Origin of the sequence: Hymenobacter sp. CRA2 (assembly GCF_002007105.1) — a bacterium.
Lineage (GTDB): Bacteria > Bacteroidota > Bacteroidia > Cytophagales > Hymenobacteraceae > Solirubrum.
The window spans coordinates 1-24,681 of sequence record NZ_MVBC01000028.1; the positions used below are offsets into that span (position 1 = coordinate 1).

Genomic DNA, 24,681 nt, shown 5'->3' on the forward strand with positions numbered 1-24,681 from the left:
CGCAAAAGCGCGCGGCCACTTGGGCCTGCCGGGCGCCCGGCTCGGCCAGCGCCTGCGCCACGCGCTGACGCAAATCCATCGAGTATGCTTGCATACAGCCGCTTACGTACGCGGAGCGCCAGCAGCTACATTGTCTGTGAATCTGCTATAAGTAACTTTTTTGTTTGCCCATTTGCGGTTACTAAAAGATTATCTTCACCTGAAGGATATTCTCGCCCTTGACAGGGCGCTGCAATTTTCTCAGGCATTGTAAAAAAGCCTGTTTGGCCCAAGAGCAAATAAATTGAGTCGTTCTGCCCTGGTGTTAACTGAAGCACTATTGTCGTGTCCTTGAACACGGATGGATCATTTTTTTGAGTACGAATCCCGTGCCTAGTATAGGTGTTATTAAATGTATTAACGGTCGCAGTATAGTCATCAATCTTAAACGCGAAATCAGTGGGTGCGTGTGCCTGGCTACACGCCGTGAAAAATGAGAAAGCACAAATTGATAATGCTATTACTTTCATAGAAAAAGAAACCCCGCGTCGGCCGAAGCCAACACGGGGTTTCTTTTTGGCCTAAGCCAACTTACTACATGTTCTTGATAATCTCCTCGCCGAACTCCGAGCACTTCAGCAGGGTGGCACCCTCCATCAGGCGTTCGAAGTCGTAGGTAACGCGCTTGGCACCGATCGAGGATTCCAGACCTTTGTAGATCAGGTCGGCAGCTTCCTGCCAGCCCATGTACTCCAGCATCAGGGCACCCGAGAGGATTACCGAGCCGGGGTTCACCTTGTCCTGGCCAGCGTACTTGGGCGCGGTGCCGTGGGTAGCTTCGAAGATGGCGTGGCCGGTCACGTAGTTGATGTTGGCGCCCGGCGCAATGCCGATGCCGCCCACGATGGCTGCCAGAGCGTCGGAGATGTAGTCGCCGTTCAGGTTCAGGGTGGCTACCACGTCGTACTCGGCCGGGCGGAGCAGGATCTGCTGCAGGAAGGCGTCGGCGATGCTGTCCTTGATGAGGATCTTGCCGGAAGCCAGCTCGTTCTTCATGTGAGTGTTGGCAGCGTCCTGGCCGTGCTTGGCAGCCAGCTTGTCGTACTGGGCCCAGGTGAAGACTTTGTCGCCAAACTCACGTTCGGCCAGCTCGTAGCCCCAGGTCTTGAAGGCACCCTCGGTGAACTTCATGATGTTGCCCTTGTGCACGATGGTCACCGACTCGCGCTTCTGCTCGAGGGCGTAGTTGATGGCGGCGCGCACGAGACGCTCAGTGCCTTCCTTCGACACCGGCTTGATGCCGAACGAGGACGACTCGGGGAAGCGGATTTTCTTCACACCCATCTCATCCTGCAGGAATTCCAGCATTTTCTGGGCCTGCGGGGTACCGTTCATGTACTCGATGCCGGCGTAGATGTCCTCGGTGTTTTCGCGGAAGATGACCATGTCGGTCAGCTCTGGCTGCTTCACCGGGGAGGGCACACCCTCGAACCAGCGCACGGGGCGCACGCAGGCGTACAGGTCCAGCTCCTGGCGCAGGGCCACGTTCAGCGAACGGATGCCGCCGCCTACGGGCGTAGTCAGCGGGCCTTTGATGCCCACGAGGTATTCGCGGAAGGCATCCAGGGTTTCGTTGGGCAGCCAGTTATTGAGTTGCTTGAACGACTTCTCGCCGGCCAGCACTTCTTTCCACTCGATCTGGCGCTGTCCACCGTAAGCTTTTTCGACGGCAGCGTCGAACACACGGACGGAGGCGGCCCAGATGTCCGGCCCGGTGCCGTCGCCTTCGATGAACGGGATAATGGGGCGGTCAGGAACGTTGAGCTTGCCGTTCTTGATGGTAATCTTCTGGTCTGCCATATGATGCGTTGTCAGGAAATGACGCGGGGGTTAAAGGGTTTTGGTAGGGTAAAACAAACGATTTCGGGAGCGGCGGCAGGGCACACCTCGCCCGAATCAGGATGCAAAGCACCGACTAAAATCGGGGGGAAACAAGCGTTTGGAAAAAATGTCGTATATGCGGGCGGCTGGGGTGAAGCTCCCCTCCTCAGATGAGGAGGGGACGCGGCGAGTTTACTCGCCGCTGGGGTGGTTGACCGGCGTCCGCGCCGTCTGAGGGGTCTCACCCTCGCCCCCGCTCCGAAAGAGCAAAACCTAACTATTCTGAGGTAAACGAAAAACGGCCGGTGCTTGAGGCGCCGGCCGTTTTCGGTTCTGGTGGGGCTGATTACTACATGGCGGCGCGGAGGCCGGTCAACCACCTCAGCGGCGAGTAAACTCGCCGCGTCCCCTCCTCATCTGAGGACGGGAGTTGTCGTTCTGCTGGGCCTAGTAGCCAAAGATTTCTTTCAACGTAAGCTGCTGCACCTGGCCGTACTTAGCCAGTTCCTTGAAGTTCAGGCGGTCCTTGGAGCCGATGACGAGCACCGTCTGCGGGTGACCTTTCACGCGGGCTTCCTGAAACTTCTTGAGGTCCGAGAGGCTCATGTTGGCCGTCTGCTCGTACACGTCGCGGCGCAGGTCGTAGTCGAGGCCGAGGCGCTTGGCCCGCTCGTAGGCGAAGAGCACGTCGGACTTGGTGATGCGCTCGGTGGCAATGCTGTTGCGGATGCTCTGGCGGGCGATGTTGAGGTTGGCCTCGGCCATGGGCATGTCGTTGAGCAGCGTTTCCATGCCGGCCATAGCCTCGGGCAGCTTATCGGCCTGGGTACCAATGTAGCTGAGCTGGTAGTTGGAGCGGCCCAGCTTGTCGGCGTTGGCGTAGCGCGAGGACGCGGAGTAGGCCAGCGCCTTGGACTCGCGCAGCTCCTGGAACACGATGCTGCCCATGTTGCCGCCGAAGTACTCGTTGTAGAGACTCACCGTGGGCACCAGGGCCTTATCGTAAGCATCGCCGCGCGAGAGGAACAGGATTTCGGCCTGCACCATGTTGAAGTCGGTCCAGTACACCTTGCGGTCCTTGAGCGGCAACTCAGCGAAGTCCTTGGCGGGCGGGGTCGTGGTGAGCTTGGCGGGCGTCTTGTGGAAGTTCTGCAAGACGTCGTTTACAAAGCTTGCTTCGGGTATTTCGAGGGACAAAGAGTCGCTAGCCTTAACCGTTTCTGCTTTTAATGTGGTGCGCGGCCCGTAATACAGCACGCGGTGCTCGTACGTCTCCAGTTGCTTGATGCGGCTGATGAGCTCCTGCGGCTTGAGCGCCTTCAGCTCCTTTTCGCTGACGATGTTGGTGAAGGGGTTCTTGGGGCCGTACTTCACGTAGTTCAGCATGGCCTGGCTGAGGATGACGCCCTTGTTGAGCTTGGCATCCTGGCGGTTTTTAAGGATGCCAGCCGTCATGTCCTTCAGCGCCTGCGCGTCGGGCGTGGGGTTGTTGAGCAGTTGCTCAAACAGCTCCAGCGCGGGCTCCATGTTCTTGTCGAGGCCGGAGAGGCTGACGAACACGCGGTCCTGCCCGCTGCTCACGTCGAAGGAGCAACCGAGCTTGTAGAACTCCTGCTGCAACTGCGCGGCCGAATACTTGCCCGTGCCCAGGTACTTGAGGTAGTCGGCGGCCAGGCCCAGCTTGGGGTCGTTGTTGGTGCCCAGGTCGAGCACGTAATAGAGCGAGAATAGGTTGTTCTCGTCGTTGTGGGTGTAGTACAGCGGCAGGCCGGGCTTGAGCTGCGTCTGCTGAATATCCTTCTTGTAGTCGAGGAATACCGGCTGCAGCTCGGGCGAGGGCAGAGCCAACACCTGCTTGTAGTAGTCGGAGGAGGCGTCGCGGTTCACCGGCACTGGCGTAATGGCCGGCTTGATAACCTTGGGCGTGCTGGTGTCCTTGCCGGTGCGCTTGTAGATGAGGGCATAGCCGGGGCCGTAATACTGATTGGCCACGCGCATCACGTCGTCCTTCGTGATTTTACCGAAGTCCTCGAACTGCTCCAGGTAATCTTTCCAGTCTTCGCGGGCCACGAAAGCGCCCACGAAAGCGCCGGCGCGGGCCTCATTGCTCTCGTAGCTGCGGGTGCGCTGCAACTGCTCGTTGTTGATAATGGCCGGAATAAGCCACTCGGGAAAGTCACCCTTTTTCACCTTGTCCAGCTGGGCCAGCAGCAAGTCCTTCACTTGGTCCAAAGACTGGCCCTGGCGCGGCGTGCCGTAAAGCACGTGCGTGGAGTAGTCGTTATTGAGGTCGGCAAAGCTCTGCGCCTCCAGCACCAGCTGCTTCTGATTCAGGTTCAGGTCGATAAGGCCAGCCTGGCCGTTGGTCAGAATCTTATCGATCATGCGAAGCACCAAGGCATCCTTAGTCATCGTGCCCGGGAAGCGGTAGCCCAGCATCACGTTCTCGGCCTGCGGACCCTTCACTTCCTGCACGATGGGCGCCGTAATCGGGTCTTCCTTGGCGGGCGTGAAGGCCGGCACCGGCTTGTTCTTGAGCTTGCCGAAGTACTGGTCGATGGTGCGGATGGTCTGGTCGTAGTCCAGGTCGCCGCTCATGGCCACGGCCATGTTGTTGGGCACGTAATACTTGTCGAAATACCGCTTAATCTCCGTGATGGACGGGTTTTGCAGATGCTCGATGGTACCGATGGTGGTCTGCGTGCCGTACTCGTGTTTTTTGAACAGGCTACGGTTCAGGGCTTCAAACTCCTTGCTGAAGTCGTTGTCGAGGCCGCGGTTTTTCTCCTCGTACACGGCCTCCAGCTCGGTGTGGAACAGGCGCGGCACCAGCTCGTCGAAGCGCTCAGCCTGCACAGCGGCCCACTTCTCTACTTGGTTCGAGGGAATATCTTCTTGGTACACCGTCTGCTCCACCGAGGTATAGGCATTGGAGCCCTTAGCCCCGATGGCGCCCATCAGCTTGTCGTACTCGTTGGCCACGGCGTACTTGGCCGCCACGCCCGACACGGAGTCGATCTGGTGGTAGAGCTTCTTGCGTTGCGCCACGTCGCGGGTGCCGCGGTACTGCTCGTACAGCGCCTCGATTTTGTCCAGCTCCGTTTTTTCGGCGCCGAAGTTCTGCGCGCCCAGCCGCGAGGTGCCCTTGAACACCATGTGCTCCAGGTAGTGGGCTAGGCCGGTGGCGTCGTGCGGGTCATTTTTGGAGCCGGCGCGCACTGCTACATAGGTCTGAATGCGCGGGGCATCGTCGTAGTCGGAGAGGTACACCGTCAGCCCGTTATCCAGCGTGTAGATGCGGGTTTTGAGCGGGTCGCCCTCCACGGTGGTGTACTTGTATTCCTTGGCTTTGGGCACCTCAGCAGCGGTGGGCGCGGTGGTGACCGGAGCAGTAGCCGCCGGCTTGCTCGACTGGCATTGGGTGGTCAGCCCCAGCGCGGCCACGGCCGGCAGCAGAAGCAAAAAGGGTTTTTTCACGGATAGCAGCAAGTTCAGTAGGGACGAAGCCAAAGGTAACCAGGCCCGAAGAACACGCGCCAGCTGCCCGGAGTTGCCCCGGCAGCTGTAAACCACTGATAGCCCCAGCCGTCATTGCGAGGAGGCACGACGAAGCAAACGGTCCTGAACCCAAGTACCCCGATAAAAAAGCACCGCCCGAAACCGCGTTTACAGCTTCGGGCGGTACCATTTTTTGAGTTGGTGCCAGTTGGGCCGGCGTGCCGCGAGGGGAAAGTTTGCTTCGCCCTGCTCACAACGCCAGATAGTCGGTCTAAAAATCCGTGTCCAGGCCCAGCTTCTGCTTCATTTCCAGCAGTACCGGGAATTTCTGGGCCAGGTACTCGAAGCGGTCTGAAGACGTGTAGAGGCGCATGGCGTTCTGTTCCTGGTGCGTCACTTCGGTTTGGATGGTGAGGGAACGGTAGCCGGTGCGCTGGCGCAGGGCCATGATGAATTCCGGCTTGAAGGAGTTGAACTGATCCACCTGCACCGTATTCTCCAGGGGCAGGCGAATGGCGTGCTGGGCATCGGCCTGAACGGGGCGGTTCAGGATGGTAAACTCGCTCATGCTGATCTGCTTCCGCTCCTCGGCCAGCTCGCGCCACACTTGCTGCAGCACGCGCTGATCGATGCTGCCGGTGACCGGGGCAGCGGCTTCCTCTTCCAGCACGGCCGCGGTGGCTTCCTGGCGCTGCGTGGCCTGGGCTTTTACCGCCTGCAGGTTCAGCTTCGGAATGGCCAGCGGCTTGGGCGCCGGGCGGGCGCTGCCGGGTGCCATCGATACCGGGTCGGCGGCAGCTACCAGGGGGCGGCTGCCGGGTTCGTGCCCGGCCACGCTCGGGCGGCCGGCTTCCACGTGCGGCAGCGTATCCACCAGCTGGCGGCGTGTGGAGGGCCGCTCTTCTTGCTCGGTTTCAATGCTGGGCGTCGGGTGCAGCTCGGCCACCCCGCTTTGCACCGGCACAATGGGTTCAGGCGCTGCCGGCGCGTGGGTCAGCGGCTGCCCACCGTTGGGAGCCGAGGGCTGAGGACGCGGCGCCGCCGGCGCGGCGTAAGAAGGCGTCGCGTGGCCGTTGCCAGCCGACGCGCCGTGGGTACTGTGTCCATTGGCCCCAGCGGCCGGCGCGGCGGCTGTAGCTGCCGTTACGCCGTCAATTTTTTTTTTGGCCTCGCCGTTTCCGACTGAGGCCACCAGCTCTTGGGTCAGCTGCACCGCGTTGCGCAGGTAGGCCAGCTTCATGAGCATCAGCTCCACGTGCAGGCGCTGGTTTTTGGCGGCCTTGAAGTCCCGGTCGCACTGGCTGAGCAGGTTCAGGCCAGTGACCAGAAAACTCAGCGGCGCCTGCCTTGCCTGATCGGCATACCGCTGGCGCAGCCCTTCCGATACCTCCAGCAGCTGCACCGTCTGCGGGTCTTTGCACACCAGCAGCCCGCGCAGGTGCTCCGCCGCTCCGATAACAAACTGGTGCAGATCGAAGCCGTTCTGTACTACCTCGTCGAGCAGCAGCAAGGTCTGGCTCAAATCCTGGCGCAGGCAGTACTCGGTGAGGCGGAAGTAATACTCGTAGTCGAGCACGTGCAGGTTCTGCACCACCGCGCGGTAGCTCAGCTGATGGCCCGAGAAGGTCACCATCTGGTCGAAAATGCTTAGCGCGTCGCGCAGGCCGCCGTCGGCTTTCTGCGCGATGAGGTGCAGTGCGTCCTCTTCGGCCGTCACCTGCTCCTTGCCCGAAATGTAATTCAGGTGCCCGACGATGTCGTCGAGCTTGATGCGGTTGAAGTCGAAGATCTGGCAGCGCGACAGAATCGTCGGAATGATCTTGTGGCGCTCCGTGGTAGCCAGGATAAAAATGGCGTAGCCCGGCGGCTCTTCCAGCGTCTTCAGGAAAGCGTTGAAGGCCGCGTTCGAGAGCATGTGCACCTCGTCGATGATGTACACCTTGTAGCGGCCCTGCTGCGGGGCGTAACGCACCTGCTCCACCAGGCTGCGAATGTCCTCCACCGAGTTGTTGGAGGCCGCGTCCAGCTCGTGCACGTTGAACGAGGCACTCTGGTTGAACGCGCGGCAGGAGTCGCAGGTGTCGCAGGCCTCGGCTTCGGCCGTCAGGTTGGTGCAGTTGATGGTCTTAGCTAGGATGCGGGCGCAGGTGGTTTTACCCACCCCGCGCGGACCGCAAAACAGGAACGCCTGGGCCAGATGGCCCGTCACGATGGCGTTTTGCAGCGTGGTGGTAACGTGCTGCTGCCCGACCACGCTGCGGAACGTGGCGGGACGGTATTTCCGGGCCGAAACGACAAAGTTTTCCATAACTCCTAGCCACAAAGATACCCCTAAAAGGTCGGCTTTGGAAGGAAAGTTCGCCCCGATCGGCTGCTAACCCGTGCACGGGCGGCCAAACCGGCAGGAAGATGCAATGCATAGAATAATGGCTCTTTTATATAAACATGTCAATCAATACTTGTATTATTATTACAAATAGTTGATATTATCCACGGGCTGACACCACTCGCCCGCACCTTTCTCATCCTACCACTTACCATTTCAATCATTCCCATGAAAGCACCTACTACTCCTGCCCGCTGGGTATTTCTGACTTATCTGTTGCTGACCGGTTATTGCGTCGGCGCGGCCGTGCTGACCGAAGTGGCGGGGTACCGCCGCCTGGCCGACGTCGGCTCGTACTTAAGCGCCGGCGACCTGGCCGCCTGGAACATGGCCGCCCCCGACGATTCCGTTTGGTTGCTCACCGGGCCGGCCGTACTGCTTACCGGTTTGGTGGTGGCCCTGTTCTGGTTTTTGCCGCCCACCGTACCACGGGCTGCGCTCTGGGCCGTACTGGCCTGCCACGCCGCCGTGTGGGGCGTAGCCGGAGCCGTGCGCTACTTTCCCGAAATCGGCAACGCCCTGGCTTACGGCGACTGGCTACGCAAAAGCGCCGTGCTGCTGGAAGCTATACTCGCGCTGTACATGGCATACCGGGCTTTCGGGTCCGCCGCTGGTGCTGCCGTCCGCCGCCCCGCTGCCGCGCGCAAAATGCCGGCGCTGGGCTAGTCCGGTGTGGCTGGGTTTACAGGTTGTTTGTTCGGGGAAATGCTGCTTTTCCTAGGGGCAAACGGCATTTCCCCGAAACTTTTTACCCCGGTTGCGCCGTTATTGGAGTGGTTGTGATACCTTCGCAGCCCGCTCCGCCGAAGGGGCGTCGTTCTTACACATTTGGGGCTGACCGGAATTGACAGCTTGCGCAGGTCGCGAGTAAGCGTGTCGGGAGTTGGACGAATCTCCCGCCAAAAAATCATCCGAAAAACAACTGGCGACTACTCGTACGCCATGGCTGCCTAGTCTAGGTACTAAGCACTAGCCATCATCCCGCATCCGTCTTCCTTTTCACGGGTGAGTTCGGGGTGTCGAAAGTATTAGGATAGTCTGGGTGGCGCTGCGACGCCCAAGCGAAACTCTAGCAGATAAGGGTAACCCATAGGCCTGATGTGCGCCTCGGTTGCTTCGAAAATGCAAGCATAGCTACACACGTAGAAGGCTCGTCGCTCTCCTTGTCTGGACCGGGGTTCGACTCCCCGCAGCTCCACTAAAAAGCCCGCCCTGCAATGCGCAGGGCGGGCTTTTTGCGTTTCAGTGCTGGTTGCTTGGCTCTGAAAACAGGGCCTGCAATAGCCTGCCGGGCTTACAAGCTGGCTATGTCAATAACGAACCGGTAGCGGACGTCGCCTTTGATCATGCGCTCATAGGCATTGGTAATGTCCTGGATATTGATCAGCTCGATGTCGGACACGATGTTGTGCTCGGCGCAGAAATTCAGCATTTCCTGCGTTTCGGCAATGCCACCGATGGTGGAGCCCGATACGCTCTTGCGGCCGGGAATGAGCGCAAACGCAGGAATTTCCATTGGTTTGGGCGGCGCCCCTACCAGAATGTGTGTGCCGCTGGTTTTCAGCAGCGACAGGTACAGCGGCACGTCGTGGTCGGCGGCCACCGTGTCGAGGATGAAGTCGAAGCTGCCCTGCACCGCTTTTACCTGCTCCTCGTCGGAGGTAACCACAAAGTGATGGGCCCCGAGGGCTTCGGCGTCGGCTTCCTTGGAAGGCGAGGTGCTCAGCACCGTCACCTCGGCCCCGAAGGCCACGCCGAACTTAACGCCCATATGGCCTAGACCGCCCAGGCCCACAACTGCCAGCTTATGGCCTTTGCCCACTTTCCAGTAGCGCAGCGGCGAGTAAGTGGTGATGCCGGCGCAGAGCAGCGGCGCGGTGGCCGCCAGGTCGAGGGTTTCGGGTACGCGCACCACAAATTCCTCCCGCATCACGATGGTGGTGGAGTAGCCGCCGTAGGTCGGCACGCCGCTGCGGTCGAGGTTGTTGTAGGTCTGCGTGTTGCCTTCCAGGCAGTATTGCTCCTCGCCGGCGCGGCAGTTTTCGCACACTTGGCAGGAGTCTACCATGCAGCCCACGCCGGCGAGGTCACCGACCTGGAATTTCTTGACATGGTCGCCGACTTGGCTGATGCGGCCAACGATTTCGTGGCCCGGTACCATCGGGAAGATGCCCGGGAACCACTCATTGCGGATTTGGTGCAGGTCGCTGTGGCACACGCCGCAGAACTGAATGTCGATTTGTACATCGTGCGGCCCGACGTCGCGGCGGTCGAAGGACCAGGGAGCGAGGTCCGTGGTGGGGCTTTGCGCGGCGTAGGCTTTGGTTGAAATCATGCGCGTTTGGGTTTAGTCGATATGAGGGAAGATCTGCACAAAAGTACCGGCGCGCTATTGATGCGTTTCTACTGCTTTCAAACGAGGACCTGTACTTTTCAAGCAGTTCCGGCCCCTGCTGGGCTGTGGCGGCTGGGCTATACACTGGCAATTGCACGCCTCGGGTGAAGAAAGCTCGCGGCTCAAGTACCCTTGCGAAGCGCCAGCGGGGTCAGGCCAGTGTGTTTCTTGAAGAAGTTGGCGAAGTAGTTGGGGTACTCAAAGCCCAGGCTGTAGGCAATGTCGGTCACGCTCCAGTCGGTGTGGTGCAGCAGCACTTTGGCTTCGCTCACGAGGCGTTCGGCAATGAGGGCGGTGGTGGACTTGCCAGTGACTTCCTTGACCGAGCGGTTCAGGTGATTCACGTGTACCGCCAGCCGGTCGGCGTAGTCCTGGGCATGCTTCAGGATGGGTTCGGGCAGCGGCGAGGTGATGGGGAACTGCGCATCGAGCAAGGTCAGGAATAGGTTAGTGATGCGCGCGGCGGCGTTGGTCGGCGGGCCCTGGTAAGCGCGGGCCGGTTCCATTTGCGCCGCTTCATGGATGATCATCGAGAGCTGATTGCGCAGCAAATCGTGCTTGTGCGCGTAATCGGTGTCGGAGTCGCGGCGCATACGCACGAATACTTCGGTGAGGTAGCGCTGCTGCTCCTCGGAGAGGAGGTACACGGGGTTGCCATCTACCTTGTAGAGAACCGAGTCTTTCAGGCTTACACCCCGCATGGCCGAGTGCAGGAAGTCTTCGGTAAAGCCGCAGATGTAACCCTGCTGCTCGCCCGAGCCCTCCACAACCTCCCAGGCATAGGGCACCAGGCGGTTGGTGAATACCAGCGCGGGCCGGTCCACAGCATAGCTACGGGTAGCGTAGTGCAGCTCGTTGGCACCCTCCAGCACCAGCACCACCTTGAAATGGTCGCGCCGGCTGAAGCCGCCCATCACGCGCCGGGCCTCGTCCATGGTAGCGACGCAGATGTCCCCGTCGAGGGTAACGGGAGCGGGGTGTAGCGCAGTGGCCGAGGCAAGCAGACGGGTTTCGTTCATGGGGATGCTCAGCGCCCGGTGCAGGTGGCGCTGTTGGTAATAACCCCGAACAACCGTATGCGGTTGAAAATTTGTTGCTTCCACAATCCGAAATGCGCAGGCTGGCCGGGGCGGCCGTAGCCGCCGGGGCTTATTTGTAGCTGTGGTGTTTCTGGCGCTTCTATAGGCGCTTAACCAGCCGTGCCGGCACGCCCGCCACGATGCTGTCGGCGGGCACGTCCTTGGTTACTACCGCGCCGGCCCCCACAATGGCGTTTTCTCCGATGGTGACGCCCGGCATAACCGTCACGTTGGCCCCAATCCACGCGCCTTGCTTGATGACGATGGGCTTGGAAATGGTGCTGCGCCGTTGTCCTGGCTCGGTGGGATGATTGGTTGTGATGAGGTTCACCTTCGGCCCGACCAGCACATTGTCCTCCAAGGTGATGCCGCCGCGGTCCATGAAGGTGCAGGCGTGGTTCATAAACACGTTCTTGCCGATGCGAATGTTGTGGCCAAAATCCGTGTAGAAAGGCGGAATCATAAAAAACGTGTCGTCTACGGGTCGGTTAATCAGCTCGCTGAACACGCGGTTAACCTGGGCATTGTCTTCCACCGTCATGGCGTTCAGCTCCGAGGTGAGGCGGATGGCCTTGCGGATGATGGCGTAGATCTGCGGGTAGTCCGGGTCGTCGAGGGAAATGACCTCGCCGGCCAACTCCCGCTCGAAAATGGTCTGGGTTTGGGATTCCATAAAAGATGATGCCTGAAGCTACACGCAGGCAGTGGGTATGGCCTCGGCGCGAACTTCGGTTACGTGCCGGGGCCTCTATTATTTCTGCGCTGCGCGGTACTCCTCGTCCGTGACCGGTGCCAGCCAATCGGCTACCCCCTGACCCACGTTCGGATTGATGGCCAGGTGAGTAAAGAGGCTGTCCGGGGCCGCGCCGTGCCAGTGCACCACGCCCGGCGCGATGCTCACCGCATCGCCGGCCCGCAGCAGCCGCGCCGGCTGGCCTTTTTCCTGGTAGTAGCCGCGGCCGGCCGTCACGACCAGCAGCTGCCCGGCCGGGTGCGAGTGCCAGTTGTTGCGCGCTCCGGGCTCAAAGGTCACGTCGCCTACGGTGCAGTTGGTGGGGTTCTCGCCGACCAGCATGGTAACCCAGGCCGTGCCGGTAAAGTATTCGGCCGGGCCGCGTTTCGTGCCGGCCGTTGTTTGTGCATTATTGACGGGGTTGCTCATGCGTTTGGATACGTTGCGTTCCGCGGCTAAGCGCGGAGGTTGGTTGTGCAAAGTTCTGTACGACAAGCGGCTGCAGAAGGAATGGATTCAAACAGCTTCTGATAAAAATCAAATAACGAACCTCGGTAACGCGGCTTCTCAAAGCCGAAATACCCAACTACTGGAAGTACGCCCCGGCTCCGAAGGCAGGGACGGCAAGGAAAGGCGGCTTGGCGTAGTCACAACAGCTGTTTTCCAGGTATGGAGCTGTATTATAGCTCGTGCTATATATCTTGACTTTTGCATTTTGTTGATATTAATATTTATTAATAAGGCGCTTTGCAAGCTCGGCAATAAACATTTCAAGACGGGGCGCGTACAAGGGCTGAGCTTTTACCAACATCCCCAACCAAAACGCATCATGAAAAAAGTACTGGTTCTGGCAGCACTGCTGTCCGCTGGCGTGGCTGCTCACGCCCAAACAACTTCCGGCTCCACCACCGGCTCGACGTCGGGCACTACTTCCGGCTCTACCAGCGGTTCTACGACTTATAGCACGTCGGGCTCCACTTCGGGTTCTACCACCGGCACTACTTCGGGTACTACCACCTCGGGTACTATGGGTACGACCTCGGGCTCGACCAGCGGTTCGACCACTTATAGCACTTCAGGCTCCACCACGGGTACGACGTCGGGCACTACTTCCGGCACGACCAGCGGCATGAGCACCTCGGGTACCACCAGCGGCAGCGGCACGACTTCGGGCTCGATGACGACCAGCGGCTCGATGGGCACCGGCTCGACCACCAACGGCACCATGCGCGGCAAAGGCAAAGCCAACAGCTCCGATAAGGGCACCCGTACGCGCAGCAAAGGCAGCCGTTCGTCCAGCTCGACCTCGGGCTCGCGCATGTAAGCCTAACGCCAGTTCTTCTGGTTACAGCGGCCCTGCACCTTCCAAGGTGCAGGGCCGCTTGCTTTTTGCCGTTGTCGCAAATTGGGAATGAGGACCAGGTAAGTCAGCTTTGCTTGTTATGACAGTTGAGCTTGAGCATTAAACAGAAACAAGGTGATGAAACAACGAGCTCTTGGTATTTGACATTTAATGAAGAAAAGATGCAAAAAATAGCTGGTTTATATATAGTTGAGTTTTATTTTTGGGAGCCAGATTCTCAGTTTGGGAAAAGGCGTGGTGCGTGGTCTTTTCACTCTCATTATTCTTTTGATGTCTCACATAGTACCCTCGATCCGGCAGAAAGCGCTGCTCCGGGTAGGGCGCCGTAGTTTGGTGCTGGCTGCGTTGGTGGCGTGTTTGCCTGCATTGCCTGCGTGGGCCCAGCGCGGCAAAAACGGTCCACTGACCGTTAGTACCGCCAACGTCATCGTGAACGAATACACGACCTTGACGGCAGATGCGGCGGCCGGAGCTAGCTCCATTACCGTGGCCAGCAATGCGCTGAACACCAGTGGCCGTTTCAGTGCCCCTTTGGCGTCCAACGACCTGCTGCTCATTATTCAGATGCAGGGTGCCACCATCGATGCCGCCGACGCGGCCTCGTACGGGGCCGTGACGGCCTACAACAACGCCGGGCGCTACGAGGTGGTAGAGGTGGCATCGGTGAGCGGGGCCAATACCATCAACTTCAGCTGCGCGCTGAAAAACAGCTACACCAGCAGCGGGCGGGTGCAGGTGGTGCGGATTCCGCGCCTGAGCACGCTGACCGTCAACACCGGTGCCTCGGTGACGGCGCCGGCCTGGAACGGCACTACCGGTGGCATCGTGGCGGTGGAAGTGCAGGGTACGACCACCGTCAACGGGACCATCAACGTTACCGGCCTGGGCTTCCGGGGCGGAGCCATCGACAACGAATCGGATGTGGCCGGCGCGTACATCAGCGGCTACCGGGGCAGCGTCAATACGTTCGGGGCTGAAAAGGGGGAAGGCATTGCCGGCTCGCAGACCACCTACGACAACCTGAACGGCCGTTACGGCCGCGGCGCCGCGGCCAACGGCGGCGGCGGCGGCAACTCGCACAACGCGGCCGGCGGGGGCGGGGCCAACGTGGGCACCACCACCTGGACGGGCACCGGCAACCCCGACCGCGGCCCGGGCAACAGCTACGACGCGGCCTGGAATCTGGAGGGCGCGGGCTTTGCCAGCACCACCTCCTCGGGCGGCGGCCGCGGTGGATATTCCTACGCTAGCAACGACGCCAATGCCCTGACCGACGGACCGGGAACCAACAGCTGGGGTGGTAACCAGCGCCAGAATTACGGCGGCTTCGGCGGCCGGCCGCTGGAGTCGCGGGGCCGGGTATTCTTCGGCGGCGGCGGCGGGGCCGGCGACGGCAACAACAACGGCGCTACCTCGGGCGGCAACGGCGGCGGCCTGATCTACCTGCTGACGGGCGGCAGCGTAACCGGCAACGGTAGCCTGCTGGCTAACGGCGGCAGCGGCGCCCGGCCGGGCGCTACCACGGCCAGTGGCCAGGACGCCGGCGGCGGTGGCGGCGGCGGCGGCGGCATTATTTTGAACACCGGCGCGCTGGTAACTAACATTACTGCTTCGGCGCAGGGCGGCGCCGGCAACTCGCAGGCTACCACCGGGGCCGAATCGGAAGGGCCCGGCGGTGGGGGCGGCGGCGGATTTATCGCCTACGTACCGTACACCAACAGCAACTTCGGCGCTCAGGTCAATGGCGGGCTGAACGGCACGACCAGCTCCCCGTCGTTGGCGGAGTTTCCGCCGGATGGCGCCACCCGCGGCGGCAGCGGCGTGGTGCGCACCTTCCTCTACAACGGCGAGTGCGCCATTGCCGACATCACGACGAGCCTCACGCCGGTGGCCAACCCCACGGCGGCCGGGCAGACGGGCGGCTTCACGGTGAGCTTCACCAACCCGAGCACCACCACGGGCGCCAACGATGTCATCGGGACGGTGCAGCTGCCGGCCGGGCTCAGCAACGTGAGCATCGACAACGGCAGCGGTGCGTACGACGCCAACACCGGGCTGGTCACCTTCGCGGGCCTGACTTCGCTGCTGCCTTCGCAGACGTTTACCGCCACGGTTTCCTTCACCACGCCGCCTACAGCCACGATTTCGGCCCAAAGCAGCGTAGCTACGACCACCGGCCAGGGCAGCAACACCAACCCTGATCAAACCTCCTCGTCGTTCAATGTGACGCCCATTGCCGACGTGACGACCAGCCTCAGCGGGCAGCCCGGGCTGCTGCGCAACCAGGCCACGGGCACGTTCACGGCAACGTATACCAACAACGGCCCCTCGACAGCCAGCAACGTGAACCGTCAGGTAGTATTGCCGGCCGGAGCCACCGTCACGACCAGCCAATACCCCGCCGGCACCGTCGTATCGACCACCGGCTCCGGGAGCACGGCCGTAACCACCCTGGATTTTGGCCCGGTAGGCAGCCTGGCCATCGGCGCCAGCAGCAGCGTGCAGTTTTCGTTTACGGCTCCCGACCAGACCGGGGCCGTTACCATCCGGAGCGTTACCAGCACCAGCACCCTGGAAGCGCCGGCCGGCGGACCGGGTACGGCGCCCGATACCTACGACTTCGCCGCCAACGTCACCAATGCGGCGGCTGACCTGAGCACCACGGTTACGCCGCTGGCCGCCACGGTGCTGGCGGGGCAGCCGGCGCAGTTCGATGTCACGTTTGTCAACAACAGCACCACGACCGACGCGCCCAATACCGTGCGCACGGTGCAGCTGCCGGCGGGCCTGACTATTTTGTCGCTGACCACGGGCTGGAGCTACGACGCGCCGACGGGGCTGGTAACGTACAACACGGCCAACTTCCAGCTGACCCGCGGCACGACCACCAGCGTCACCATTCGCTTCACGGCGCCGCTCACCACGTCGGTAACGGCCACGGCCGGCATCAGCTCCAACGGCATTTTCGATACGAACCAAGGCAACAACTCGGCTTCGGGCAGCATCGACGTGACGCCGGCGGCCGACGTGGTGACTACCCTCAGCGGCCCAGCCACCGCCGCTGCCGGCTCCACGGTGACCTACACCGCCACCGTAATCAACAACGGCCCGGCCGCTGCGGCGACCGTGGCCCCCACGGTGCAACTGGCGCGTGGGCTGTTCAACGTGACCGGCGGCAGCTACAACTTCGACACTGGTTTGCTGACCCTGACGGCTCCCGGCACCATTGCCGCCGGTGAGGCCCGCAGCTTCCCGATAGCGTTTGACCTGCCCAATAACAACCAACCAGTAAGCGGGCAAGCCCAGAGCACAGCCAGCACTGCCGACGCTGTAGCAGCCAACAACAACGGCTCGGCCGCCGCCGCACGCGTATCGACCACCGTGACGCTGCCTGCCGGCAGCTGCGTGGGGCCCACGCCCAGCGGTGCGGCCGCCACGCAAGGGCTGTACAGCGAGTACTACAAGACCTACCACGGCGACAACATGGCGTTTTTCAACACGCGCACGCCGGACCTGACCCGCACCGACGGCACCATTGATTTTGCCAACAGCAACGGCTGGGGCGACATCTTCGGTGCCTTCAGCAACGGCTCGGTGGCCAATGCCGACCAGTATTCGGTGCGGATGCAGGGCTTCATCACCATCACCACCGGCGGCACGTACACCTTCACCCTGAACAGCGACGACGGCGCCTACCTGTGGGTGGGCAACGCCGCCCGCGACGCGGCGCTGAGCACGGCCCGGACCCTGGTCAACAACGGTGGCGGCCACGGCGCCCAGGATGCCAACGGCACCATCACGCTGAACCCCGGCACATATCCGGTGCTGCTGGTGTACGGCGAAATAGGCGGGGCCAACGTGCTGCGCTTCTTGTACTCGGGCCCCGACACCGGCAACAACCGCGTGTCGGTGCCGCAGTCGGTGCTATGCGCCACGCGCTTTAGCGCCGGTCCGCTGCCCGTTACGCTCGCCCGCTTCGACGCCAAAGCCGCTGGCCTCGACGCCAAGCTGAACTGGGAAACGGCCCAGGAGAAAAACAACGACCACTTCGACGTGGAGCGCAGCCTCGACGGGCGCAGCTTCGAGAAGGTAAGCGCCGTGGCCGGCCACGGCAACAGCACGGTGGCCCAGCGCTACGCCTTCACCGATGCTGCGGCCGCCCGCCTGGGCCGCACCGTGTACTACCGCCTCAAGCAAGTGGATTTCGACGGCACGAGCAGCTACTCGGCGGTGCAGGTCGTGGCCTTCGGCGACGTAGCGGAGGCTGTACTTTACCCGAACCCGGCCACGGACGTGCTCCACGTGCTGGTGCCCTCGGCCGCCGCGCCTCTCACCGGCCTCACGGTGTACTCGGCCCTGGGCCAGCTGCTGCTGCACACGAGCGTGGAGAAGCTGCCCGCTACCAACTTGAACGTGGGCAAGCTACCCACCGGGACGTACCTGCTGCGCCTGCACCTGGCCAATGGGCAGGTGCTGACGCGCCGCTTCGTGAAGCAGTAAGCCCGGTCTGGCCGGCTAATGCAAAGGCCGCCTTCCCACCGCCGGGAGGGTGGCCTTTTTCGTGCCGTTTGGCGAGCCGCTGAGCTTCCGGCAAATGGTTACCTTCGCCACGTCTCCCCATTTCCCTCCCACCCATGAAAGGAAAAGAACTGCAAAAGCAGGCCACCCTGCACGGCCGCAAGCTGAAGCCCGAGAGCCTGATGATGAGCTACGGCTTCAACCCCGAGTGGAGCGAAGGCGCCATCAAGTGCCCGATCTTCCAGACGTCCACCTTCGTGTTCAGCAAAGCCGAGGAAGGCAAGGCCTTCTTCGAGCTGGCCTACGGCCTGCGGCAGCCCGCTCCCGAAGAGGAAATGGGCCTGATTTATTCGCGCCTGAACAACCCCTCGCTGGAAATTCTGGAGGACCGCCTCACCCTCTGGGACGGGGCCGAAGACGCCGCCGCCTTTGCCTCGGGCATGGCCGCCATCAGCACCTCGCTGCTGGCCCTGCTCAAGCCCGGCGACGTAGTGCTGCACTCCGAGCCCGTGTACGGCGGCACCGATTTCTTCCTCAAGAACGTGCTGCCGCGCTTTGGCATCACGGCCGAAGGCTTCTCGCCCACGCTGCCCGCCGATGAGCTGCTGGCCCGCGCCGAAGCCTTGGGCGACAAGCTGGCCGTGCTCTACGTCGAGACGCCCGCCAACCCCACCAACCACCTCGTCGACCTCGACGCCTGCGTGGCCGCCGCCCGCCGGGTCGGCTCGGCCGAGCGCCCCTGCCGCGTAGTGGTCGACAATACCTTCCTGGGCCCCGTGTTTCAGCACCCACTCAAGCACGGCGCCGATCTGGTCATCTACTCTGCTACCAAGTTCCTCGGCGGCCACTCCGACCTCATTGCCGGTGCAGCCCTGGGCTCGAAGGCGCTGATGAAGGAAGTGCGGGCCATGCGCACCTTCATGGGCTCCATGTGCGACCCGAACACCGGCTGGATGCTCATGCGCAGCCTCGAAACGCTGAAGCTGCGCATGGAGCGCGCCGCGCAGTCGGCGCAGGTGGTGGCCGACTGGCTGCGCGAGCACCCGCAGGTGGCGCGCACCTACTACCTGGGCCACTTGGAGCACGACGCGGCCCAGCAGGACATTTTCCAGCGCCAGTGCCTCTCGCCGGGCTCCATGATTTCCTTCGACATCCGCGGCGGTGAAGCCGAAGCCTTTGCCTTCCTCAACCGCCTGCAGCTCATCAAGCTGGCCGTGAGCCTGGGGGGCACCGAAAGCCTGGCCGAGCACCCGGCCACCATGACGCACTCCGACATCGAGCCGGCCACGCAGCGCGAAATGGGCATCACCAGCAGCATGGTACGTCTGAGCATCGGCGTAGAAGACCCGCAGGACATCATCGCCGATTTGTCCCAGGCATTCGGCGACATAGTAGAAGTGGAAGTAGAAGCCGGCTCCCTCTACGACGCGGTGATTTAGTGTTGGAAGTCTCATAATAAACCCGAACGTCATTCCTCGACTTCGCTCGGAATGACGTTCGGGTTTATTGCGGGCTAGGCCCAAGCCCCGCCGTTACCGGCCGTTGTTATCGGCTTCCAGCTCGCCGCCGAGGCGCAGCAGCAGGGTGCTGAGTTGGGAGAGGCCGACGCGGCGCTCTTCCGGGGCCTGCGGCATTACATCCACAATCTGGGCGCCGAGCATGCCGAGCGAACGGCCGATGGCGGGCCCATCGAGCTTGCCGCTGCTGAGCAGGGACTGCAGATTGCCGATTTCGCGGGCGATGTTCTGAAAGTCAGGAATACCGCTCTGCAGAAACTGCTGTTGCCAGGCTTCGGTGTTGCTCATGACCTCGCTCAGGGGCACGGAGGTCAGGCCGCTTTGCAGGGCGTGGATGGTGTCGGCCAACAGGTCAGCGTTGGCGGTGTCGGGGTTTGCCATGGCAAGAATAGCTCAGTGGGAAGTGGTAGGAGAAGAGGCGTAGGTGGTCAGGCGGCCCGCGTTGCGCAGAATGGTGCAGGCGCGGTGGGCACTGGCTTCCTTGTCTTTGATTTCGAGCATAATGTCGGCGTCGATGCCGCGCAAATCTTCCAAAAAGGCCTCAAACAAGTCTTCCTGAATGGTGGCGACGTGTTTGCCTTTTCGCTCGCCGGGGGCCTGCGAGCTGTAGTCAATCATGAGCGGGCCGTCCTGCGTGGGGTGCCAGGTGGCAGCTGCCAGCTGCAGGGCCATGGTCATGGGCTCCCCGCTATTCAGGCATTCGTGGTGGAAGTTGTCGAAGAGCACGGGCACGCCCACGGCGTTGTAGAGGCGCAGGCAGTCCTGCAGCGCGTACAGCCGGTCGTCGTTTTCGACCACCAGGCGGGCTTTTACGGCTTCGGGCAGGGTTTTGTAAGTAGCAATCCACCGGGCCAGGGCGCCTTCCCGGTCGCCGTACAGGCCGCCGGCGTGGATCTGCAGCTTGGCTGTGGAGTCCAGCCCCATCAGATCGAGCATGGAGCCCTGGTACACCAGCTCATCGATGCTGCGCTGCACAATACCGGCGTCGGGGGAGTTAAGCACCACGAACTGGTCGGGGTGAAACGACACCCGCAGGTCGTTGGCCTTGATGTAGTCGCCGATGGAGCGGAATTCCGCCGCGAAGCGCGTCTGCCAGGGGTACGTATTGATGGGGTGCGAACCGAAGGGCACCACGCCCGAGCCGATGCGGAAAAACCGCAGCTCGTGCTGCACATTAAACTCCAGAATGCGCTGCAGGCACGCCAGGTTGTTGCTGACAGCTTGTTCCACGCGCTCGGCGGAGTACGAAGCCAGCCGGAAGGTGCTGGTGGCAGTGCAGTCCAACGACTCGTTGACGCAGGGATACCCGATTCTCATATTCGGGCTTACGCCGCCGGGCCGCGCCGGGTTCGGACACTGCCGGCTTAGGGCTTCGGGGCCAGCGCGCCAGCCGGGGGCTGAATCGGCTGCACGGGCGTGGCCGGCAGCGAGGAAGGCAGGTGCCAGGGCACCGTTACGGGCACGCGCAGGGAGTCCTCCACCTCGTAGCCTTTGTTGATGAGGAAAAACCGGTTGTAGGCGCGGCGCTTGGCCCGCTCGGCCTCGATGCGCTTTTCCTCCTCGATTGCCTCCATCTTCCGCCGTTGCGCGCCTTCGCGCGAAAACTGGTCGTAGAGCAGGCTGATCGGGCTCATCAGCGTCGGTACCGGGGCTTTGGGGGCCGTGGAGTCGACGGGGAACAGCGGTTTGGGCTTGGGCGGGCGCTTCACCGCATTGGGCGGCGGGGCCTGGCGGCGCACGTTGCGCAGGGCCCGGCGGATGGTTTCGTCGTCGGGGCGGCCCTCACGGATGGTTACGCCGGTGAGCTGCACGCTGGCCCGCATCAGCTTGATCTGCACGATGAGCTGCGACAGGCCCGTGCCGCCGAGCGGCATGCGGTACGTCTCGTAGCCGATGGCGCGAAACTCCAGCGTATCGGTGGGCCGGGCCGTGATGCCGAAGTCGCCCTGGTCGTCGGCCACCACGCCGCGCTTGCTGCTGATGTTCACGACCGACGCGCCCGCAATGGGCTTGCGCGTCTGCTTGTCGCTCACCGAACCGGTGACGCGCACCTGCGCGGCGGCGCTAAGGGCCGTGAACAGCCACAACAGGGCCGCAAGGCCCAGCAAGCGGCCCGGCATAGAAGACAAACGTTTCAAGCAATCAGTCATTCAAAGCGGCACAACACCAAGTCGATGGACAAAGTTAACCCTAACTCGTGCGGTAAGGAGGCAAAAAAAGGCCGGGTCGGTTGGCACCGACCCGGCCTTTCCGGGAATTTATCGACTAACGCGCCGTTTGGCTCGGCGTTTAGTCACCGACTTTGGTTTTTACCTTGCCGTTTTCCTTCACTTTGAGCTTGTTGCCGTCCGCATCTTTAAACTTGGCTTTGTCCACGGCCATGCCCGTACCGCCGCTCATGTTCGAGGACGACGAGGCGCCGGTTTCGGTCGTGGTGCTGGTCGAGTTCATGTCCGACGACATACTCGCGTCGTCGCTGGCCATCGAGCCATCCGATTCCATCGTCGAGCCATCCGACATGCTCCCCGGGGAGGTCGTCATGTAGTTGTCCTCGATGTATTCGGGGCGGCTCGATTCGTAGGTCGAGTACTGGGTCGGGTCGGTGAAGATGCTCTTCATCTCGGTATCCGTTTCCGAGTACACGTCGCGCATGGCGGCGGCCATGCCGGCGGTGTCAGAAGCGTATTTGCTGTGCAGCTCGCCAAGGCGCTTGGAGCGGTTGTAGTAGGCCGTGCGCACCTTGGCGCGGGTGGCCTCGTCCAGCTTCATTTTGGTAGCCATATCGCCGGCAATGCGGTCGGCGCGGGTGTTGTAGTCCGCGTCCGAGTATCCGCCCATGGCGGCCGAGCCCGAGCCGGCAGCGTCGGTGCTGGTAGTCGTGGTGGCATCGGTGGCGGCTGTATCAGCCGATTTGTCCTGCGAGCAGGATGCCATCGTCAGCGCGCCGGCCAGCGAGAGCAACATGAGGTATTTTTTCATGGGAGTGGTGTCTTGGGAGAAGTCAGAAACAGAACAGGACAATACCCGGAGGAATTGTCCTGTTGCCTTATACGCCAGCTGGTTGAGCGCGTTTCTTACTCTACCATAAATTATCCCCGTCGCAGCTCAAACACGGTGATTTCGGGCAGGAAACCTACCCGGCCGGGGTAGCCGATGAAGCCCAGGCCGGTATTGACGTACAGATACTGCGTGCCGCGCTGGTACAGGCCCGCCCACTGCTTGTACACGTACTGCACCGGGCTCCACTTCATCCACGATAGGTTCACGCCGAACTGCATGCCGTGCGTGTGGCCCGAGAGCGTGAGGTCGATGTCGGGGTACTGATGCACCTCGCCGTCCCAGTGCGAGGGGTCGTGCGAGAGCAGAATCTTGAACGGCGCCGTGGGGTCGGCCGCGGCGTGGGCTTTGTCGAGCTTGCCGTACTGGGTGAAGCCACGGGCACCCCAGTTCTGCACGCCCAGGATGGCAATTTTCTCGCCGTTGCGCTCCACCGTGCGGGCCTCGTCGAGCAGTAGCTCCCAGCCGATTTTGGCGTGGTTCTGCTTGATGCGGGCCAGGTTGGCCTCCTTGGCCCGCGGGCCGCCGAGCTCCATCCAGTTCACGTAGTCGGAGTAGTCGTGGTTGCCGAGAATGGAGTAGATGGGCAACTGCGACTTAATGCCGGCCAGGGTGTCGATGTGCTCCTCCACCTCGGTGGCAAAGTTGTTGACCAGGTCGCCGGTCATGAACACGAGGTCAGCGCCTTGCTGGTTGATCAGGTCCACGGCGCGGCGCAGCGGCTCCTTGCTCTGAAACGAGCCGGTGTGCAGGTCCGAAATCTGCAGCAGCTTGAAGCCGTCGAAGGAGGCCGGCAGGTTGGGGAAGCGCAGCACCACGCGCTTCACGGTGTAGTCGGTGCCGCCCTTTACCATGCCCCACAGCAGGGACACGAACGGTACCGCACCGGCCACTAGGGCGGCTTTGCTCAGAAATTCACTGCGCGAAATAGCCCGGCCGTTGCTGTTGCCAGTCGGCGAGGAGCCCAGCTGAAAGGCCCAGCGGCCCAGGCGTACCAGGTCTTCGAGCAGCAAAGGGATGACCACCACCACCTTCGCGGCAATCATGGCCAGCAGCAGGCCGCCCAGGTAGGCTTTGTAGGAGGCGTGCTCGCGCCGGTTGCTCATGGCCCAGATGCCCAAGCCCCAGACAACCACCGTCAGCACCCAGTACAGGGCCGTGACGAGGCGGCGCGTCGTGGGCTCGGTGTGCTGCACCATGGTGCGCACGGCCTGAAAGCCGTACCATTCGCCGAACACGACGAAGGCCAAAAACAGGAAAGGAAAGAGACTTCGTGACATAGATGAAAGGCAAACCCGCCTGCATACGATTGGTTCGGGCGGGTAGCTGCACGCAGACAGACGCGTGAGCCGGTTTTTTACTTTACTTAGGCCAGTAACAATTCCGGTGCCGTATGAATTCGCTTGACATCCTGTCGGAAGAGGCTGCCCCGAGCGGCAGCTACCAGCCACCCCAGAGCTTCAGCATCAAGAGCTGGGCCGAAGAAGACCGCCCCCGCGAAAAACTGCTGCTGAAGGGCCGCGCCGCCCTTTCCGACGCCGAGCTAATGGCCATTCTGCTCGGTTCGGGCACCCAAAAGCTCTCCGCCGTGGACGTGGCCAAGCTGGTGCTGGCCGCCACCGGCAACGACCTGAACGAGCTAGCCAAGTTGTCGGTAAAGGAGCTGATGCGCCACAAAGGCATTGGCGAGGCCAAGGCCATAACCATCGTGGCGGCCCTGGAACTGGGCCGGCGCCGCAAGGAAACCGCCGCTGCGGAGCGTGTCACCATCACCTGCTCCACCGATATCTACAACCTCATCCGGCCCAACCTGCAGGACTTGCCCCACGAGGAGTTCTGGGTGATTCTGCTCAACCGCGCCAACGTGGTGATGCGGCAGGAGAAGATCAGCAGCGGCGGTGTGGCCGGCACCGTGGCCGACCCGAAGATGATTTTCAAGCACGCCCTGGAAAAGCTGGCCTCGTCGGTTATCCTCGTGCACAACCACCCCAGCGGCAACCGCCAGCCCTCCGCCGCCGACATCATGCTCACCAAGAAGCTCAAGGAAGCCGGAAACTTCCTCGACCTACCCGTGCTCGACCACCTCATCTACACCGACCGCGGCTACTATAGCTTCGCCGACGAGGGCATTTTGTAGGGTCGGTTCACCTAGAGCCTGTTATGGACTAGTAGGCAGGAAAACGCCTTTGGCTAAGAGCAAGGCAACGAAGGCCAAGAAGTGGAATTGCTGCATGGTCAGCGCGAGGCGTTCGTAGTCGCGGGCCAAGCGGCGGAA

At 61.9% G+C, this 24,681-nt stretch carries 18 protein-coding genes and 1 other RNA gene; 6 read left to right on the forward strand and 13 right to left on the reverse strand.

Annotated elements, in window-relative coordinates; all coding sequences use genetic code 11:
* Nucleotides 1-125: 125 nt before the first annotated feature.
* The 4 genes from B0919_RS24995 to B0919_RS24115 all read right to left on the reverse strand — a co-directional run bounded on the left by B0919_RS24995 (nucleotide 126) and on the right by B0919_RS24115 (nucleotide 7,666).
* The gene (locus B0919_RS24995) at nucleotides 126-509 is read right to left on the reverse strand and encodes a hypothetical protein (protein ID WP_139362370.1); all 384 of its coding nucleotides are present in this window, start codon (nucleotides 507-509) and stop codon (nucleotides 126-128) included.
* Nucleotides 510-573: 64 nt separating this feature from the next.
* Nucleotides 574-1,839, reverse strand: coding sequence for an NADP-dependent isocitrate dehydrogenase (gene icd / locus B0919_RS24105; RefSeq protein WP_078014873.1), 1,266 nt, complete (start codon nucleotides 1,837-1,839; stop codon nucleotides 574-576).
* A 468-nt stretch (nucleotides 1,840-2,307) separates the two neighbouring features.
* Nucleotides 2,308-5,337, reverse strand: coding sequence for a M16 family metallopeptidase (locus B0919_RS24110; protein ID WP_254846667.1), 3,030 nt, complete (start codon nucleotides 5,335-5,337; stop codon nucleotides 2,308-2,310).
* 292 nt (nucleotides 5,338-5,629) lie between these two features.
* Nucleotides 5,630-7,666 carry a DNA polymerase III subunit gamma/tau gene (locus B0919_RS24115; protein WP_078014874.1) on the reverse strand — a complete coding sequence of 679 codons (2,037 nt, stop codon included), beginning with the start codon at nucleotides 7,664-7,666 and terminating at the stop codon, nucleotides 5,630-5,632.
* Nucleotides 7,667-7,912: 246 nt separating this feature from the next.
* Between B0919_RS24115 and B0919_RS24120 the strand changes: the two genes are divergently transcribed.
* Both B0919_RS24120 and ssrA read left to right on the forward strand, forming a co-directional pair.
* The gene (locus B0919_RS24120) at nucleotides 7,913-8,410 is read left to right on the forward strand and encodes a hypothetical protein (protein WP_139362371.1); all 498 of its coding nucleotides are present in this window, start codon (nucleotides 7,913-7,915) and stop codon (nucleotides 8,408-8,410) included.
* A gap of 164 nt (nucleotides 8,411-8,574) precedes the next feature.
* Nucleotides 8,575-8,945: a transfer-messenger RNA gene (gene ssrA / locus B0919_RS24125) on the forward strand.
* 93 nt (nucleotides 8,946-9,038) lie between these two features.
* On the opposite strand, the gene B0919_RS24130 is transcribed toward ssrA, so the two are convergent.
* The 4 genes from B0919_RS24130 to B0919_RS24145 form a co-directional block, all read right to left on the reverse strand.
* The gene (locus tag B0919_RS24130) at nucleotides 9,039-10,079 is read right to left on the reverse strand and encodes an NAD(P)-dependent alcohol dehydrogenase (RefSeq protein WP_078014876.1); all 1,041 of its coding nucleotides are present in this window, start codon (nucleotides 10,077-10,079) and stop codon (nucleotides 9,039-9,041) included.
* Nucleotides 10,080-10,261: 182 nt separating this feature from the next.
* Complete coding sequence (locus B0919_RS24135) at nucleotides 10,262-11,158, reverse strand: helix-turn-helix domain-containing protein (protein WP_217701075.1); 897 nt, start codon at nucleotides 11,156-11,158, stop codon at nucleotides 10,262-10,264.
* A 160-nt stretch (nucleotides 11,159-11,318) separates the two neighbouring features.
* Complete coding sequence (locus B0919_RS24140) at nucleotides 11,319-11,891, reverse strand: sugar O-acetyltransferase (protein WP_078014878.1); 573 nt, start codon at nucleotides 11,889-11,891, stop codon at nucleotides 11,319-11,321.
* Between the two features lie 78 nt (nucleotides 11,892-11,969).
* Nucleotides 11,970-12,380, reverse strand: a complete 411-nt coding sequence (locus B0919_RS24145; RefSeq protein WP_078014879.1) for a cupin domain-containing protein — start codon at nucleotides 12,378-12,380, stop codon at nucleotides 11,970-11,972.
* A gap of 400 nt (nucleotides 12,381-12,780) precedes the next feature.
* Here B0919_RS24145 and B0919_RS25465 point away from each other — a divergent pair, with 400 nt between their 5' ends.
* The 3 genes from B0919_RS25465 (at nucleotide 12,781) to B0919_RS24160 (ending at nucleotide 19,271) form a co-directional block, all read left to right on the forward strand.
* Complete coding sequence (locus B0919_RS25465; protein ID WP_176133205.1) at nucleotides 12,781-13,275, forward strand: hypothetical protein; 495 nt, start codon at nucleotides 12,781-12,783, stop codon at nucleotides 13,273-13,275.
* Nucleotides 13,276-13,584: 309 nt separating this feature from the next.
* On the forward strand, nucleotides 13,585-17,814 hold the full coding sequence (locus B0919_RS24155; RefSeq protein WP_139362372.1) for a T9SS type A sorting domain-containing protein: 4,230 nt from the start codon (nucleotides 13,585-13,587) through the stop codon (nucleotides 17,812-17,814).
* A gap of 134 nt (nucleotides 17,815-17,948) precedes the next feature.
* Nucleotides 17,949-19,271 (forward strand): cystathionine gamma-synthase family protein, encoded by a 1,323-nt coding sequence (locus B0919_RS24160; protein ID WP_078014881.1) that lies wholly within the window; start codon nucleotides 17,949-17,951, stop codon nucleotides 19,269-19,271.
* A 93-nt stretch (nucleotides 19,272-19,364) separates the two neighbouring features.
* Here the strand turns inward: B0919_RS24160 and B0919_RS24165 are convergent, their stop codons facing one another.
* The 5 genes from B0919_RS24165 to B0919_RS24185 form a co-directional block, all read right to left on the reverse strand.
* Entirely contained in the window at nucleotides 19,365-19,730 is a 366-nt protein-coding gene (locus B0919_RS24165) for a hypothetical protein (RefSeq protein ID WP_078014882.1), read from the reverse strand.
* Nucleotides 19,731-19,742: 12 nt separating this feature from the next.
* A complete protein-coding gene (uvsE, locus tag B0919_RS24170; protein ID WP_078014883.1) occupies nucleotides 19,743-20,666 on the reverse strand; it encodes a UV DNA damage repair endonuclease UvsE in 924 nt (307 codons plus the stop codon).
* Nucleotides 20,667-20,713: 47 nt separating this feature from the next.
* Nucleotides 20,714-21,469 carry a carboxypeptidase-like regulatory domain-containing protein gene (locus B0919_RS24175; RefSeq protein ID WP_176133206.1) on the reverse strand — a complete coding sequence of 252 codons (756 nt, stop codon included), beginning with the start codon at nucleotides 21,467-21,469 and terminating at the stop codon, nucleotides 20,714-20,716.
* A gap of 169 nt (nucleotides 21,470-21,638) precedes the next feature.
* Nucleotides 21,639-22,328 carry a hypothetical protein gene (locus B0919_RS24180; RefSeq protein ID WP_078014885.1) on the reverse strand — a complete coding sequence of 230 codons (690 nt, stop codon included), beginning with the start codon at nucleotides 22,326-22,328 and terminating at the stop codon, nucleotides 21,639-21,641.
* Between the two features lie 110 nt (nucleotides 22,329-22,438).
* A complete protein-coding gene (locus B0919_RS24185) occupies nucleotides 22,439-23,686 on the reverse strand; it encodes a metallophosphoesterase (RefSeq protein WP_078014886.1) in 1,248 nt (415 codons plus the stop codon).
* Between the two features lie 113 nt (nucleotides 23,687-23,799).
* Between B0919_RS24185 and radC the strand changes: the two genes are divergently transcribed.
* On the forward strand, nucleotides 23,800-24,543 hold the full coding sequence (gene radC, locus B0919_RS24190) for a RadC family protein (RefSeq protein WP_078014887.1): 744 nt from the start codon (nucleotides 23,800-23,802) through the stop codon (nucleotides 24,541-24,543).
* Nucleotides 24,544-24,681: the final 138 nt, after the last annotated feature.